Origin of the sequence: Thalassotalea nanhaiensis, assembly GCF_031583575.1 — a bacterium.
In the GTDB taxonomy this organism is placed as follows: Bacteria; Pseudomonadota; Gammaproteobacteria; order Enterobacterales; family Alteromonadaceae; genus Thalassotalea_A; species Thalassotalea_A nanhaiensis.
This window is the reverse complement of the sequence record NZ_CP134146.1, coordinates 630,003-647,581: the sequence shown is the minus strand read 5'-3', so window position 1 is coordinate 647,581 and position 17,579 is coordinate 630,003. Positions and strand designations below refer to the sequence as shown.

The following is a 17,579-nucleotide window of genomic DNA, read 5'->3' as shown; positions in this document are numbered from 1 at the left end:
AAGAATAAGTAAAGGAAGTCTCTCCGTGAAACATATACTCAAGATGGTTTTGCTATTAACACTTACTATTGTTGGCAACACCACTGTTTACGCACAAAAAAGTCATCAAAACACCCTGTCTCTTGATGGTACTTGGCAAATAATTTTTGATAAAGATAATCAAAGTAGAGCCAACAAAACCTATAAAAACAGTAACTTTTTAGCACATAAAGATATTCGTAACATTGAAGTACCAAGTGTTTGGGAGAGAATTGAAAAAGACTATGAGGGTGTTGCCGTTTATCGCCGTACTTTCAATGCTCCTATAGAATGGCAAAATAAAATTGCTCATATCTCCTTTGATGCGGTCAATTATCGTGCCGAAGTATACTTAAACGACCATGTAGTTGGTGTGCATGAAGGTGGTTTTACACCATTTAGTTTTCGCGTTGATTCTATGTTGAATTTTGATAAAGAAAACGTATTAACTTTACGGGTACTTGGTCCTATTTTACTTGATACCGACAAAGTAATTGATGGCATGGGTGCAATGGAAACACCACAATGGCGTGGCGGTATTACCGGTGGAATTTGGCAATCAGTACGTGTTGTTGTTACTGACAAATCGTATATAAGCGATGTTTATGTGCAACCAGATTTAGCAAATCAGTCTGCCAATGTTACTGTTTCTGCCACTAATTATGATGTTTATGACAGTGAAAATATCGTCGATATTGAAATTAGAGAGCATCAGTCAGACAAGTTAATTGTTACCAAGCAAATTAACACAACCTTCACCCCTGGTAAAAACAGCTTAACCACAGACATTGTAATTCCCAATGCCAAAGCATGGTCGCCAGATAGCCCGAACCTTTATGATATTAGAGTTAATATTAATCGAAACAATGCCTTAAGTGACAGCGTTAGCGAGCGCTTCGGCTTGCGTGAATTTACCGTAAAAGATAAACGTTTCCATTTAAATGGTGATGAAATTTACGTTAAATCAGTGTTCTTAGAAGGCGTTTATCCGGTAGGTGTAGCAACACCTGTTGATATGGAATTAGCAAGAAAAGAAATCAAACTAGCTAAAGAAGCTGGCTTTAATATGATCCGTCCATGGCGACGTCCACCACCTCCTCAGTGGCTAGATTTGGCTGACGAAATGGGCGTTTTGGTAATTGGTTCTCCTGCGCTCGAGTGTATGGATTTACCGGTAAATACACCAGATTTACCTAAGCGAGTTGTTAGTGAAATTGGTAAAACAATCAAGCGTGATCGTAACCGTGCCAGTATTGTAATGTGGGAGTTATATAACGAAGTAAGACGTCCTATTTTAAAACAAATGATGCAAGAAACATCAATGATGGCTCGTGATTTAGACCCAAGTCGTTTAATTTTAGATGAGTCTGGTGGCTGGGCATTTGGTGCTAAAGTATTTTTACCAAATGAGAAAAACTTTGTTAGTTTTAACGATGTCCATACCTACCCTGGCCCTAACATGACCAACGCATGGTTTGATAAATTTTTAGGCGTGGGTTACACCAAGGAAGAACGTGAAGCATTTGGTATCAAAGGCAAGCCAATCGGCCATAATTTAAAACCCGGTGTTACTTCATTTGTGTCTGAGCTTGGCTATGGCAGTTATGTTGATTTTGACAAGGTAAATAAACGGTTTAGTGAACAAGGCAACCCTATTGTGCCGCCAACTCGCTATCACAAACAACTTGGCAGCCAATTAAACAAGGTATTGCAATCTGACCTTGCTGACATTTATAAGACGCCACAAGAATTCTTCACTGAACAACAAGAAATTCATGGTAAAGCCAATGCCCGCATGATTGAAGCAACTCGCTTAAATCCAAATGTTACCGGCTATTGTGTGCACGCCTTAACTGGCGGTGACTGGATCATGGGTGCTGGTTTATTAGATTTATGGCGCGATCCCAAACCACAAGTATATGAGCGTACAAAGGCAGCAAACCAACCGCGTATTTTATCAATCAGAACATTTCCATATAGCGCATATGCAGGTGAAAACGTTGAGGTATTAGTGCAAGGCGTCAACGATTTAAAATCGGTAAAAGGCACATTACATGTAGTTGTTAGTGACTCAGCTGGTAAACAAGTTTGGCAAAGCAAAAAAGAAATCAACTTTGCAGCGCGCATATCAACCTTACTAGAACACAGTATCGACACTAGTACTCTCTCAGGCAAGTATATTGTTGATGCCAAAGTTACCGATAAACATGGTAACACCATCGCTGACTATACCTATGATTTTAACGTGTTTGCTACCAGTAAGGATAACAACATTGGCACTTTTGCCCTTGCCGATCAAACCGGTAATTTACGCGCATTCTTAAGCGATAACCAAATTTCATTTAGTGATTTTAATGACAACACCAGCATTGATACTCCAGTAGTTGTTGCAATGGCAAGCAAGCCTAACAAAAAGCAAAAAACGCTTAACAAGCAATTAAAAGCGTTTGCTAACAAAGGTGGAATTGTTACCTATATTCAGTTCCCATATATTGGCCCTAAATGGAAAAGTGGTGTGTTAAGTAAAGGCTCTGCAGTACATATGCCATTATCTATCAAGATGAAGGCATCGACAGGTTTATGGGCTGGCATGAGTCATGTTGTTAGCGATCACCCTGTATTTAATAACCTTCCAGTTAACAAAGCTATGCAAGGCATATATGAAAATGTACGCCCTAAAATTAGTATGGTCGATTTAAAAGCCAAGCCAATTGTTACGCTTGTTGCTAATGATAATTTCCCTGATATGACCCTGATGAAGCGCCATTATAAAGGTACGGGTGATGTTTGGGTTGGGTCTGATTTATCGGAAGTTGATTTTGGTAAAGGTAAGTTAATTTTATCGACAATGCAGATTGTGCCAAACCTAGGTAAAGACCCGGTAGCTGATACGCTATTGATAAACATCCTAAGTTATATCACCAATCGTTAAACAACTCACATACTGTAGTTAAAGTTAAGCGCGAAATCATTAAGTTGTGTCGCGCTTTTTATTAAATTTATTGCACCAGGAATACGATGAAACCTAAGACTAATTCAATCAAATATTCGCTCATAAAATTAGCAGCCATAACAGCAGTTTTTACCTTTAATTGCTATGCTAGCAATATCAGTAATGTAGAAATCAAACCTAACATTATTTTAATTGTTGCCGATGATTTAGGCTACGGTGACATTGAACCTTATGGGCAACAATATACCAAGACGCCAACCTTGAATGTACTTGCTAAAGAAGGCATTAAGTTTACTCAGCATTATGCAGGTTCCACCGTATGTGGCCCTTCAAGAGCAAGTTTGCTGACCGGGCTACATTCGGGTCACTCCAGCATACGCGGTAATCCAAAATGGACAGATAGCGGCAAACCAGTCGACTTATCAAAACAAGACACCACCTTTGCCACTATGTTGCAAAAAAATGGTTATCGCACCGCGGTAGTTGGTAAGTGGGGAATGGCAGAAGAGGTTCCCACAAACCTTGACGCCATGCCTAATGCTCAAGGGTTTGATTACTTTTTTGGTTATAAAACTCACCTTGCAGCCCATCACTACTATTGGCCGACTTTGTTTGAAAATAACAGCGAATATCCATTAGTTGGAAATGACTATTTAAAAAACAAGGGCCAATATACTCACGACTTATTTACTACCAAGGCATTGGACTATATCAAGCAGAGTAATACCGACAAACAACAACCATTTTTTCTTTATTTAGCCTATACCATTCCCCACCTTGCTTTAACAGTGCCTGAAGATGCTAAAAGCCAATACAAAAACTTAGGTTGGCCAAAACGTAAATTAAATACTGATGGCCATTATCGTAATGATCCTGAAGGCAATGTCACCTATGCAGCCATGATCTCAAGGATGGATAGAGACATAGGTAAAGTTATGAACACCCTTAAAGAGCAAGGTATTGATGATAATACATTGGTAATTTTTACCAGTGACAACGGTCATGAATACGACAATGGATTCTTCAACAGTAATGGTCCGCTGCGCGGCAAAAAACGCGATTTATATGAAGGTGGTATTCGTGTGCCATTTATTGCTCGCTGGCCTGATAAAATTAAAGCCGGCACGACCAGTGAACATGCATCAGCCTTTTGGGATTATTTCGCGACATTGTGCGATTTAAGCATGGATAAAAAGTCGCAGGCTTGTGCAAACACCGATGGCATTTCATTTGTTAACGCCCTTACTGGTCAACAAGAGCAAGCAAAACATAACTATTTGTACTGGGAATTTAATGAAAAAGAAGGGCCGCTACAAGCATTAAGAAAAGATAACTGGAAGCTTGTTAAAAAATACCCTAATAAGTTCGAATTATACAATTTAGACGAAGATATTGGCGAGCATCATAACTTGATCGCACAAATGCCAGAAAAATTTGATGAATTAAAAGCGCTTCTTGAAAACGCCAGAAGCGCTCATCCTGAATTTTCACTTAAAAAACTTGCTAATCCTTGGAAAAATAAAAGCAAAAATTAACCTGATCAACAAAGACCTTTGATTGCCTCCAACTAAAGCACAATTGTTTTGTATTATAAATAATATAAGTATTGCAACAATAACTTAAACTTGTTAAATTATTGTTGCACTTTATTTAAGCATACAAAAATAAGCTACGGCGTAATGACCGTTAGCAGTATAAAAATTATAAATGGTTAAAAAGCACTAAAGCCATACATAAAAATTGGGAATATCATGAAAAAGTCTAAAATAAGCTTAGCGTTACTCGCAGCTCTGCAGTTGCCTGCCTACGCGATTGCTCAGGAAGAAACATCTGAAACACAAGCTGTCACATCTGTACAAGCAGAAGAAGAACTAGAGGTGATAGAGGTCACTGGTATTAGAAGTAGTTTAACTGAAGCCCTAGGGAATAAAAGAAATGCTGCTAACATTATTGACAGTATTGCTGCTGAAGATATAGGTAAATTTCCTGACCAAAATGTTGCAGAGTCTTTACAAAGAATTTCAGGGGTCGCTATCTCTCGAGAAAATGGTGAAGGTTCTAAACTAACCATTCGAGGATTTGGTCCCAAATTTAACGTTGTTCAACTAAACGAAAGAACTTTAGCGACTACCGACGCTTCTCGTTCTCTTGATTTTCAATTACTACCATCAGAGCTTATTTCTGGTGCTGAAGTGAGCAAAACCCCAATGGCAAAAACGCCAGAAGGAAGTATGGGTGCTTATGTTAATATTAAAACTGCCCGCCCATTGAATAAACCAGGCTTCCAAGCCGCAGGCTCAATTAAAAGTAAATATAACGATTTATCAGATGAATACAGTCCTAAATTTTCAGGGATTATCAGTAACACCTTTTTAGATGATAGATTTGGGGTATTACTAGGTTTTAGCCACGAAGAAAGCACTAACCGAATAGACTTAGTTGAAACTAAGCGCTGGGATCAAGTAAAAGTGAGCGATATTGATGGTGCTCATGATGAACGTGGTGAAGTTGTTCCAGAAACTAAAATTGTTGATGGTGAGGAAGTAAATAATAAGCTTTGGTTTCCGGGGCGTTATCAATTTACCTTAGCTGAAGAAGAACGTGAACGTACCGGGGCAAATGCAACCCTAGAATTTGCTCAATCAGATGATATAACCCACAGAATAGACTTTTTATACAGTGACTTTAGCCGCCAAGAAAATAAACAAGGCATGCAAGTGCCAATGCAAGTTAAAGGTTGGCAGAACGTTATTGCATCAGACGCAGGTACCGCTATTGCTGGGGAGAAAAATCACGGAAAACCCCTTGATGGTCAATTTGGTATTCGGGGAACAGACAGTGAAACCCAAGCCATTGGTTATAACCTTTTAGCTTATATGGATGATTTCACCTTTAATTTTGATGTTTCATATTCTACGGCTGATGCCAACATTGGTCAGGAAGACTTAGTACCACATTACTCAGATGGTACAAATTCAACACCAGATAATCCTGATGTTTTCGATATGAGGGATAATGACATTATCACTTATACCACCCCTATCGACTATACTGATCCGGCTAATGCCAGAGCGCATTTTAATAACCTTGTCCATCAAGAATTAGAAGATGAGATCACAGAAGTTCAATTTGATGTAAGTTATAACATTGATAGCGGAGTATTGGTCTCTATTGATACCGGTGTAAGCTATTTTGATCGCGAAAAAATAGTAGATGACTATCGAATTCCACAAGGTACCGCCTGTAGGGATAAACCAGACCCTAGTGATAAAACAACATGGGGGCCAGCTATTTGTGGTAAAGAGTTCGATTTACCTGATGAAATATTTGCGGTAAATACAACGTCAGATTATTTATCTGAAGAAAGTGGCACTTTCCCTCGTCAATTTATGATAGTAGCTGATTTAGATGCTTATCATGCGGCAATGGCAGAGCTTAGAGGGCAGCCAGATTGGCCTCGTCAGGATTATGACGAAACCCGTTCAACCTCTGTCGAAGAAACACGAACATCAATTTATGCTCAAGCAAATTTAGCCGGAGAAGTTGGTGGCTTGAGCTGGAGTGGTAATGTCGGTCTTCGTTATGTAGACACGGAAACTACCTCACGTGGTCATGGTAAAAACCGCTTATCAATTGAAGTTGAAGTCGATGAAGAAGGTAAGGAACTACTCAATGTAATGTATAGTGAGCCTGGCCAAATTAAGCGTGAAAATTCGTATGATAATGTATTGCCTAGTGCAAACTTTAAACTAGATATTAATGACAACCTTGTAGCTCGATTATCTGGTGCGCAGGTAATTTCTTTACCTGCAATTACAGATATTGGCACCGATAGAAAATATACTGACAGTCGAGTTGATAACTTTGCTCAATCAGGTGGTAACCCATTTTTAAACCCATATGAAGCAACCCAGTTTGATTTTACTTTAGAGTATTATCAAGACAACGGCAGTGCTTATGCAGTGAACTTTTTTACAAAGGATATAGACACCTTTATCTCTAAAAAAACCACTTCAGATCCTACGCCAGATATTTACGTTAATGGCGGACTGGAAGATTCCACAGTTACTTTAGCTGATGGTTCAAATTTATCTGAATTAATTACACAGAAAGAAAACCGTAATGGCGGTAAAATTAATGGTGTTGAACTAGCTGCGTTACACTACTTTGATTATCTTCCTGGCTTTTTAAGTGGTTTTGGTATTCAAGCGAATGCAACCTTCTTAGACAGTGAAGATGATAACTCTGAAACCATTGAACTTGATGGTATCAAAGCTCCTAGTTCGGGTTTAGAAGGTTTTTCTGAAACCTCATATAACATCATTGCCTTTTATGAAAAAGATGCCTTTCAAGGGCGAATTGCTTACAACTGGCGTGATGACTTCTTGAAACTAAGAAATGGTACACGTTATCAACATGGTGAAGGTATCCCTGAACATGTTAAAGCTTACGGTCAGTTAGATGCTAGCGTTTCGTACAAAATATCTGAGCACTTCCAGGTATCTCTTGCGGCAATTAACTTAACCGATGAAAAGACCCATGAATACCTAGATATAGAAGAACGTTTAGGTCGTATTCAATACACAGGAACTCGTTATACATTAGGCTTACGCGCTAAGTTCTAATTTTAGAGTTCTGTTAACACAAACGGTATTAGGGCAGCAATGCCCTAATACCGTTTTTATTTTTTTAGTCAATTATTTCAGGCAATTAAGTCACCACCCTTCGAATTTAGTTTGTATTATTTCACTGCACCTTTCTGGGTTAGATTGCAGGATAAAGTGCCCTCCAGAAACATTTATTACTTCTAAATGTTGAAATGTACTCTTTATAGGTTTAATGCATTCAGGCATAACAAATAAATCATTACTTGGTCGGATATATGTAGCCTTTACCGCAAATCTATCATTTGGCTCATCAAGAGACGAAACCAAACTCAATCGACTACTAAGAGTTTCATTGCTCACTTTATTTAACGATTCAAAAACTTCCGAAACACTATTGGACATATTATATGAATCAAAAAATAATTTACTCAATATCTGGTTAGGTATAAATTTTTTCTTTATTAAAATTATTGGCAATAGACTCGAAAATTTGCTGATCAAAGATGGCCGACTTATAAAGCTTGCTGCAAATATTATGTGTTTGATGTTCAAATCAAGTTTACACAACTCATACACAATTTTACCTGAATAAGATTCTGCTAAGATGATGATTTCATCGGTATCTATTTGGTTTGCGATCTGTGATGCCTGTTCAGAATAGTTTAAACACTCATCTGATAACGGAATAACTTGGTAGGTAATATGGTTAGGTAATACCTCTAACAAAGCCTTGAAAAGGTTGCCGGTACCATCCAGACCTGGCAAAAGTATCAACTTCATTCACTTACTCTTTATGACGTAACTAACGGCGGAACCCGCAAGTCCTTTATTAACACTCTAATGATATTATTTTAGTTGTAAAGCTTTAAAAAAAAAGCCCAGTGATTGTCTAATCACTGGGCTTTTTTGAAAGTAGTTAGGCTTAACTATTCGTCAGTATGAGCAAATGGAAAATGCTCTGCAGGTACACTGGATTGCTCAAACAATGCCTTAAAGTGTTTTACTTTTTCTGGGTATTGCTTAGCTAAATTATCGGTTTCGTCAATATCATTTTCTAGGTTGTAGATCTCAATCGGACGATCTAAATTAACTTGTACCGCTTTCCAGTTGCCTTGGCGAATAGCGCGTAAAAGGGATTTTCTTGGTTTATTATCAAACTTACGCTGTTCTTCCCAGTAAAGGTAAGGATGTTCTTGTTGCTTGCCTTTTTGTAGGTAAGTAGGTAACAAAGATATACCGTCTAACTCAGAAGGAGCTTTAACATCAGCAACGTCAGCAAAAGTAGTCATAAAGTCTTGAAACGCACCAATGTGTTTAGATTCAGTATTAGGCTTTATTTTATTTGCCCAAACGGCAATATGGGGTACACGAATGCCGCCTTCATATAAGTCACGCTTATAACCTGTTAACTGACCGTTACTGTTAAAGAACTTATAGTCATGCTTACCTGACGTAGTGCTATGTTCATTATGAGGACCATTATCGCTGGTCAATACAATTAAGGTATTATCAAATTCACCGATGTGTTTTAGGTAATCTAATAATCGACCTACTTGCTGATCCCAAAGAGTTATTTTAGTTGCGTGATGACGCTCGCCTTCTGGCCAATGATATTCTTTGTACATTTGGTCGTTACGTACGGTCCATTCATGACCATGAGGCGCTCTATAAGACATAAACAAAAAGAATGGCTGTTCTTTAGTTTCTTGGTTTTGTTGATGTTTATCTAAAAACTTAATGGCAAAATTAGTGCGAAACTCATCTAAGTTATCAAACTTGGTATAGTCATAAAAGCTGCTACTTTCTTGCCCATTTATCCAATGTTCACGCTCATCAAAAGTGGTATCTTCATCAGATTGTCCCCATTGTTCTTGAACCGCATAATCAAAGCCGCGAGCAGATGCCCACGTTGAAGTATCTTCAGGTACACCTAAATGCCATTTACCAATAAACGCTGTGTTGTATCCAGAGTTTTGCATTAACTCACCTAAAGTTAATTCGTCCTTATTAAGAGCGACACGATCCCATGTTTTTTGCTCTGCATAGTACCCTTGATTGCCACGAATAGTTGCGTGTCCAGGGTGCTTACCTGTCATCAAGACGGCACGAGAAGGAGCACATACGGCATTACCAGCATAAAAATCAGTAAAGCGCATTCCCATTGTTGCTAATTTATCTAAGTTTGGGGTTTTAATTTTCTTTTGACCATAAGCACCAAGCTCACCGTAACCAAGATCATCCGCCAGTAAAAACACGATATTGGGACGTTTTTCAGTAACGGATTGAATAGACTTATTTTCTGCAAATGCTTTTGTTTGATCAACGATCAAAAGTGAAAACAAGCTAATAACTAAAACGGCTTTAGTATTAAGTAAAGTGTTGCCAAGATTCATAAATTACAACTCTGATTATTAGTGTATTACATCAATAGTAAACACTATGTTAACTCTAATCAATAATTATATGATAAATATGTTTATTAATTATTTTATTTACGCGATACTAGGTAAATAACTAAAAATTAGCATTGCTGGTTAACACAAAAATTAACACTAACGAGTAATGCTACTAATTAAATAACATCATAAAGCATCAGCCTCTTTAGGAGACAACCGTTGAAACATTTATTCAAAACTCTTCTTATAAACCTAACTTTGGTATCAACCTTAAGTGCCTGTAATGGTGCCGATACTGATTCGAGCGTAGACCCATTATCAGTTGCTAAGGTGGTTCCATTTAACCAAGATTGGCAATTTAAAAAGGTAAGCAATAAAGAGTTAGCTATTGAAAACCCAACTTGGACTAACGTTAATTTACCTCATACAGCTCAGATAGAGCCTTTAATTGTAAACGATCAATGGCAAGGTTTAGCTGAGTATAAAAAAACGTTTATTGCGCCTAAAGAATGGCAAAACAAAACGTTACTGATTCGCTTTGAAGCAGCAATGAACCATGCCCATATATTTTTAAACGACGTAAAGCTCGGTGAGCACATGGGTGGCTATTTACCATTTACTTTAGACATGTCTAAAGTAATTAACATTGGTGTAGAAAATACCCTAACCGTTAAACTTAACAACCAAGACAATCCGGATATAGGCCCTAAACCGTTAAAACGTTTAGATTTTAATACATACGGTGGTTTATACCGCGATGTAAATATTTTGGTAAAAAATTCATTACATATAACCGACGAAATTATGGCAAACAAAGTTGCCAGTGGCGGAATTTTTATCACAACTCCTGTGGTTGCAGAAAAGCAATCTTCAGTAAATATTAAAACTCATATTGCCAACACTGAAGCGAGTAAAGCCGAATTCACAATTCGTCAAACACTGTTATCAGCTGACAATAAAGAAGTTGCGACGATTAGCGAAACAGTTAGCCTTGATGCAAATACAGATAAACAATTTAGCCAAGACTTATTGGTTAACAATGCCAAGCTGTGGAGCCCTAATTCTCCTAATTTATATACCGTAACAACAGAGCTCATTAAAAACGATGCCGTGCTAGAGTCACAAAGTAATCGAATTGGTATCCGTTCATTTGAATTTAATGAAGACCACGAGTTATTGATTAATGGCAAAGTAACATTTTTACGAGGCGTAAACCGCCATCAAGAATATCCGTATGTTGGTTATGCAACATCACCGCAAGCTGATTATCGTGATGCAGTAAAAATTAAATCTGCTGGTTATGATTATGTGCGTTTATCACATTACCCACACTCTAAAGCGTTTATGAATGCTGCTGATGAACTGGGTTTAGTATTACTTGATGCGATATTAGGCTGGCAGTACTTTGCCAATACGCCTGAATTTAAAGAACAAGTGCTACGTACTTGTCATGACATGATCCGTCGTGATAGAAACCATGCCAGTGTTTTAGCGTGGGAGTGTTCGTTAAACGAATCTAAAATGACTAAAGGGTTTATGAAGCAATTAAACAACGTTGTACACCAAGAAGACACTACTCGTTTATCTGCCGGCTGGAAACCAGATTTTGATATTTACTTACAAGCACGCCAGCACCGCATGAAGAAAAACCACTACCATGAACCTACCCAACCTTATAATGTTTCTGAGTATGGTGATTGGGAATATTACGCGCAAAATGCAGGATTAAACCAAGATGCATGGCAAGATCTTAAAAAAGAAGAGCGCACCAGTCGACAACTATTAAACTCAGGTGAGAAACGTCTACTACAACAAGCGTTTAATTTACAAGAATCACATAATGATAACCTTACCTACCCTGCGTTTGCCGACGGTTACTGGGTAATGTTTGATTATAACCGTGGCTATTATCACGACTTGGAATCGTCTGGCATAATGAGCATTAACCGTTTACCTAAATACAGTTATTACTTCTATCAAAGTCAACGTGACCCTAACATAGTTTCAGATAATTACGCTTCTGGTCCAATGGCATTTATTGCCAACGAGTGGCGCGAAACATCGTCTACAAATGTAACCGTATTTAGTAATGCACAAGAAATAGAACTTTATTTAAACGACACCCTTGTTGCTCGCAATAAAGCCTCAGACGATAAATATTCAACCATGCTTAAATACGCACCTTTTAAGTTTTCATTAGAAGGTTTTACTCCTGGAACGTTAACAGCAAAAGCATATATTGATGGTAAACAAGTTGCTACTCACCAGGTAACGACACCGGGAGAATTTACTCAGCTATCTGTAAGCATAGATACCAGCGGTGTTGCCCCCGCAACAGGTACCAAAGACGTCGTGTTTGTTCATGCAACATTCTTAGATGCTGATAATGTTACTGTACCACTAAATAATGAAGACGTAGTTTTTACTACGCAAGGTGATATTAAAGTTTTAGCGCCGAGCAGTTCAGCCTCAGAACAAGGTATTGCCTCAACGTTAATTGAAATAGGCAACAGCTTAAATGGCGCAAGCATTACTGCAACTCATGCCTCAGGTGTTAGCCAAACGTATACGTTTTAAAAATAAACAGGCATTGTTAGCATGTATCTAACAATGCTTAACCAACGTAAACAAAGACTCCTTACAGGTGTATTCGCTACACTCTAAGGAGTTTTTTTATGGAATATGGCAATAGAAGTAGCTCAACTAATCCTACCGACTAAGATCAAAACCTATAACTGAGCATAATCATATGAAGATCGGCCCCTATGGTATCTGAACCATTAACACCGGCATCAGAATAATGCAAAAATCGATAGCCCAGCTTCAATTTTTTATAGAGCGGAACAGTGACACCTATAGTAAGAGTAAACTGAAAAGGTCCACCAAAATCCTGTTTCCCAAAGCGATGTCTGCTAAACAATGCTCCACCAGCCCCAAGATCCAGATTAAAACGCCCGTCTTCAGTCCCTAGAACCAATTCAGGGACAAGAGAAACGACAAGAGCGTTTTCCCCAGAGCCGCGCAAAATTCCGGCGCTTGCCATCAAATTAGTACCCAATCCCCAACCTGAGGTTGAGTAGTTTTTCCAAGGTAGAGCGAAATTCGCTGACAAATCGTACGCCTCAAAATTTTCAGGTGCATCTTTTCCCAGCACTGTCTCCTCTGAAACGCTAGCACGCATATTGATGCTCACTAAATCCATTTCTTCTGAATGACTCAGAAAAGGAGTAAGAAGACAGCAAGTGAAGCTCAGAAAAAGCCCTACTAATATGAAGTGGTGTGAATGTTTATACATAACTCACGCCCGGCTGAAGGTTTTAAATAATTTAGGTTATAAATTTAAATGTTGCAAATGCTAACATCTCAAATGGCCGTTAAATTTATCAGTTAACCTTTAAGCGTGCTCTTACCAACGTTGCCACTAATACTATTAGCATATAGTGCCATGAACCGCCTGAGCTGCCTTTAGATATCTCCTGCTTGTATATTTCAGCAGGTTTCTCATAATTAATTGAATAAGTTACTGCTTTGTTGCCATTTCCTGAAAGGTCATAAACTGTATTTTCTGGGAGTGTAATAGTGACTTCGCCAAAATCTATTGCGGTTACATCCACTTTCCATTGCGTACTTGATACAGACACAAAATTAGCGAGGGTAGCATTTTTGACGGTAAGATCTGTTTCGTAAAAAGTGTCAATAGCCTCGTCAAATTCGAAAGTTAGAGAAAAGCTTTGCGCAGTTAATTTAGTGCCGGTTGGTCCGATTATATTTACAGAAGGCCCTTTATCGTCCCCTGGCGCGATAGCGCCAATATGCTGGTTACCATTAATACTGTTACCTAAAATATCAGTTGCTAATATAAACCCAGGCACCAAGCCAATTGGGTCATCATCAATGGCGTTTATTTCGATGCCTTTATATGCGACTAAATCAATGTTCCCTGGGGTGTAATCTGTAATAGAAAATCCGCCTTTATTGGCAAATTGCGGATCCCCAATAACCGGGTTAGTGCTGACCGCTAATGATTCCGTAGGCCAATCAGCAGCATCTAAGAAAACATTATTGCTAACCAAAATGTCTTGCGTGGGGTTTTCACCATCGACTAAGTTATAAATATCTTGGGTGATGTAGTGACTTTCGCCTTCAATGATAAATAAGTTATTAGCAACTATCAGTCCATCTGTTTCATTATGAAAAGCAAACTGAGCAAGTTGGTCGTCTTTTACATAAACGGTGTTGTTATAAATGTAATTGTTTTTGGCTGCTACTTGCGGGTTATTTTTACCAACATAACCACTAAACCAAAGTATCTTACCATCGTGAGATGCGCCATCTTTACCTTTTTGGCGATAACCATCGTTAACACTAACATTGTAGCGGTAGCTGTTATTTTCATTATTCCCTAATATTTCAACAAACCCACCAGCGTTATTTTTACTTAAGTTATATTGGACAACGATGTTGGTACAATTGAAATCAATATGAAAGCCAGCTGAATCTGCAGGACCTTGTGCGTCGGTAAACTCATTGTGTTCAATAAGCAAGTTTTTACTTCCCCATGGCCACATACCACTGCCACGATGCCATTTACGCGTGTCACTACCACTGCCGGTACGATGTACTTTGTTATGACCTACATAACCACTGTTAGTACCACCAAATTGTATACCTGGACCACCAATATCATGAAAGTAGTTATTATTAAGCTCAACCTCATAAACATTACCCCAACGACGCTCAGTAATATCTTTATTAGAATTTGACGTTACTTTGAATGCGGTGTGAGCGACGTCGGCGATTTCTGAATTTATCATCGAAACATTAGTAAGCTTTGTCGTACCGTTATTGTTGTTGTATAGACGAACCCCCCAACCATATGCCTGTGTACCATTTGGTGTATTAACATCGCTACCGCGGCCTTCATAACCAAACTCTTCATAATAGATATCGTGAATATACAAGTTATCCATGGTGATATAGCCAAAAGGAGTGGCATTGTCTAAAGAATTAACATCGACAAGAACGCCTAACCGCATTGGCTTTTTAGTGTCATTTCGATAATTCTTTTTGTCCCCACCGTCTGCAGTTATCTCAATATTACTCACGTTTATATGACGAGCATTAAGAAACTCTATACCTGCCAATTCTCCAGTTGCGTCAATGATTGCTCGCTGAGTATCTTCACCATAATTTGAAATTGTTATTGGTGACTCAGCTGTTCCTGAAGCGTAAGCAACCTTCAAATATCCATTAAACGTCTGCCCTGCAGCTAAAAAAACATTATCTCCGGCCTGCAAAGACAAAGAATTTATTTTGCTCAACGTTTGAAAAGCTTGCTCATGCGATGAACCATCATAGCTATCATCACCACTATTATTAACGTAATAGTCTGCAGCAAATATAGAGTTAGAGAATAAAGCGAGAATGAAACCTGTATTTAATAGACTTACTTTTGAAATGTTTATGATAGGGGACATAATTTGTTATTATTTTAATAAGTAATATAAATCACACATTACAATGAATTGCTTAAATGGTCAAACTTTATACAAAAAACCAACCAATTTAAATGATTAAATTGGTTGGCTATTGTTGTTAAACATCTTAGTTAAGAACTGCCTTGTTAGTTCTATTTTAACGCCCTAATACTGTCTAATCGCTGCTGTAATTCAATGACTTTATCAGGATACTTGTCAGCTAAATTCAGCTGCTCTTTCTGATCACTGGATATATCGTAAAGCTGCGGCTCTGTTGTTAAACCATTTTCAATCGCCGTTTTATTCGCCAACCAATCAGGTGTTACACCACTAAATGGTTCGATATATTTCCATTTTCCCGCGCGCAAAGATAAAGTAAATGACTCTTCTAGCATTTCATCACGGGCTGACAATTTAGAATTCAGCAAAGCAGGAAGTACATTAACACTATCCACAGCTTCATTTGCTTCCAGTTCAACACCAGCAAGTGTCGCTAACGTTTTATATAAATCGATATGACTAATTAACGCATCACTTTCACCCGCTTCAATCATACCGTTTGGATAAGTTACGATCATAGGAACACGTGTTCCTGCTTCATATGCGCTGTATTTCCCGCCCCTAAAACCACCACTTGGGTCATGCTCACCTCGCATTTCTTCAGCAAAGTCGTCATAACCGTCATCCATAACCGGGCCATTATCACTTGAGTAGATAATTAAGGTATTTTCATATAAACCTTGTTTTTTTAACTCATCAACAATGCGTCCTGTCATCCAGTCCATTTGTAAAATTGCATCGCCACGTGGTCCCATACCCGATTTACCGGCAAACATTTTATTCGGCACTCGCGGTACATGAATATCATGGAATGGGAAAAATAGCATAAATGCTTCATCTTTCGACTCTTGAATAAAATCAATGGCTTTATCTGTGAATACTTGTGGGAAATCTTCATCAACCCATTCAGCAGACTTGCCGCCTTTCATCCAACCGATACGGCTTATGCCATTAACGATTGTGGCACTGTGTTGTAAATCTGCGGTCTGCTTTAATAACTCTGGTGATTCTGTCCCTACCGGGCGGTCACCAACTCGTTTTTCATAGCTAATAGTAATAGGATCGCTTGGATCAAGGTTAACCACTTTATGATTTTCAAGATAAACTGTCGGTACTCGATCACCTGTTGCCGGCATTAAAAAACTGTAATCGAAACCAAGCTCTAATGGACCAGGTTTAACGTCTTTATTCCAATCAACTTCGCCACGACCAAGACCCAAATGCCACTTACCGACTACAGCGGTTTTATAACCAGCCTTTTTCATCATTTTAGGTAAGGTTGGCTTTGTGTGATCAATAATTAAAGGCGCATCGCCAGGTAAAATTGCTGCATTATTGCGAAAAGCATATTGCCCGGTAAGCAATGAATAACGACTCGGCGTACAAGTTGCAGCTGAACTATGGGCATCAGTAAAGCGAATACCTTGCGCCGCTAATTCATCAACATTAGGAGTTTTTGTTGCCGTCATACCGTAACTAGAAAGGTCGCCAAAACCTAAATCATCAACATAAAATATAACTACATTAGGTTTCTTTACTGGTGCTTTTTTCTCAATTGTGGCGCTAGCAACATCCACTTGTTCACTACAACCTATGGTCATCAGTACAAGGATGCTTAATACAGATTTTTGTATTTTTTTGATAGTATTATTAGACATATTAATCTCTTTCTCGAGCCCTTAAAAATAAACAAACCGAAGTCCTCGGCACAAGCAGCCATAACTTTATGATGCTTAGTTGCAACTTCGGCTTTGCTTTAAATAAACTCAGTTATTTGTTTTTATTTTTTTTCTTCTTTTTTTGAGCTTTTTTAAACTCTTCAAGTGTTAGCTTTCCATCTTTATTGGCATCTTTTTTATCGAAGCCACCTTGATTATATTTAGCTCTCAGCTTTTCATCCTTAATGCCTTTTTTATCCATCCAACCTTTCGACATTTGTTTATGTTCGTTGATATCGATATAGCCATTTTTATCTACATCAAAACTATTGAAGTAGTCGTTTGCCGATGCTGAAAAACTTAACGTTAGTAACGCTGCTACTGTGAACATTTTGGCTTTCATAATTTTC

The 17,579-nt window shown here is 38.3% G+C and carries 10 protein-coding genes; 4 read left to right on the top strand and 6 right to left on the bottom strand.

The features are described 5' to 3' along the window. The first annotated feature begins 25 nt into the window (after nt 1–25). The 3 genes from RI845_RS03040 (at nt 26) to RI845_RS03030 (ending at nt 7,596) form a co-directional block, all read left to right on the top strand. Entirely contained in the window at nt 26–2,950 is a 2,925-nt protein-coding gene (locus RI845_RS03040; protein WP_348388284.1) for a glycoside hydrolase family 2 TIM barrel-domain containing protein, read from the top strand. 86 nt (nt 2,951–3,036) lie between these two features. After that, a complete protein-coding gene (locus RI845_RS03035) occupies nt 3,037–4,506 on the top strand; it encodes an arylsulfatase (protein ID WP_348388283.1) in 1,470 nt (489 codons plus the stop codon). Between the two features lie 216 nt (nt 4,507–4,722). Next, nucleotides 4,723–7,596 carry a TonB-dependent receptor gene (locus RI845_RS03030; protein ID WP_348388282.1) on the top strand — a complete coding sequence of 958 codons (2,874 nt, stop codon included), beginning with the start codon at nt 4,723–4,725 and terminating at the stop codon, nt 7,594–7,596. 90 nt (nt 7,597–7,686) lie between these two features. Here the strand turns inward: RI845_RS03030 and RI845_RS03025 are convergent, their stop codons facing one another. Together RI845_RS03025 and RI845_RS03020 are read right to left on the bottom strand one after the other, a co-directional pair. After that, nucleotides 7,687–8,358 carry a hypothetical protein gene (locus RI845_RS03025; protein ID WP_348388281.1) on the bottom strand — a complete coding sequence of 224 codons (672 nt, stop codon included), beginning with the start codon at nt 8,356–8,358 and terminating at the stop codon, nt 7,687–7,689. 146 nt (nt 8,359–8,504) lie between these two features. Beyond that, nucleotides 8,505–9,971 (bottom strand): sulfatase-like hydrolase/transferase, encoded by a 1,467-nt coding sequence (locus tag RI845_RS03020; protein WP_348388280.1) that lies wholly within the window; start codon nt 9,969–9,971, stop codon nt 8,505–8,507. A 222-nt stretch (nt 9,972–10,193) separates the two neighbouring features. On the opposite strand from RI845_RS03020, the gene RI845_RS03015 reads away from it, so the two are divergent. After that, complete coding sequence (locus RI845_RS03015; protein ID WP_348388279.1) at nt 10,194–12,551, top strand: glycoside hydrolase family 2 protein; 2,358 nt, start codon at nt 10,194–10,196, stop codon at nt 12,549–12,551. A 145-nt stretch (nt 12,552–12,696) separates the two neighbouring features. On the opposite strand, the gene RI845_RS03010 is transcribed toward RI845_RS03015, so the two are convergent. The 4 genes from RI845_RS03010 to RI845_RS02995 form a co-directional block, all read right to left on the bottom strand. Next, complete coding sequence (locus RI845_RS03010; protein ID WP_348388278.1) at nt 12,697–13,269, bottom strand: acyloxyacyl hydrolase; 573 nt, start codon at nt 13,267–13,269, stop codon at nt 12,697–12,699. A gap of 88 nt (nt 13,270–13,357) precedes the next feature. Beyond that, nucleotides 13,358–15,451, bottom strand: coding sequence for an Ig-like domain-containing protein (locus RI845_RS03005; protein WP_348388277.1), 2,094 nt, complete (start codon nt 15,449–15,451; stop codon nt 13,358–13,360). A gap of 152 nt (nt 15,452–15,603) precedes the next feature. After that, nucleotides 15,604–17,169 (bottom strand): sulfatase family protein, encoded by a 1,566-nt coding sequence (locus tag RI845_RS03000; protein ID WP_348388276.1) that lies wholly within the window; start codon nt 17,167–17,169, stop codon nt 15,604–15,606. Between the two features lie 112 nt (nt 17,170–17,281). Next, nucleotides 17,282–17,572, bottom strand: a complete 291-nt coding sequence (locus RI845_RS02995) for an EF-hand domain-containing protein (RefSeq protein WP_348388275.1) — start codon at nt 17,570–17,572, stop codon at nt 17,282–17,284. Nucleotides 17,573–17,579 lie beyond the last annotated feature (7 nt).

Excerpts from the sequence above, each read along its gene's own strand:
- RI845_RS03035 (WP_348388283.1), top strand. The coding sequence starts at position 3,037 with ATGAAACCTAAGACTAATTCAATCAAATATTCGCTCATAAAATTAGCA.
- RI845_RS03030 (WP_348388282.1), top strand. The coding sequence starts at position 4,723 with ATGAAAAAGTCTAAAATAAGCTTAGCGTTACTCGCAGCTCTGCAGTTG.
- RI845_RS03025 (WP_348388281.1), bottom strand. The coding sequence starts at position 8,358 with ATGAAGTTGATACTTTTGCCAGGTCTGGATGGTACCGGCAACCTTTTC.
- RI845_RS03020 (WP_348388280.1), bottom strand. The coding sequence starts at position 9,971 with ATGAATCTTGGCAACACTTTACTTAATACTAAAGCCGTTTTAGTTATT.
- RI845_RS03010 (WP_348388278.1), bottom strand. The coding sequence starts at position 13,269 with ATGTATAAACATTCACACCACTTCATATTAGTAGGGCTTTTTCTGAGC.
- RI845_RS03005 (WP_348388277.1), bottom strand. The coding sequence starts at position 15,451 with ATGTCCCCTATCATAAACATTTCAAAAGTAAGTCTATTAAATACAGGT.
- RI845_RS03000 (WP_348388276.1), bottom strand. The coding sequence starts at position 17,169 with ATGTCTAATAATACTATCAAAAAAATACAAAAATCTGTATTAAGCATC.
- RI845_RS02995 (WP_348388275.1), bottom strand. The coding sequence starts at position 17,572 with ATGAAAGCCAAAATGTTCACAGTAGCAGCGTTACTAACGTTAAGTTTT.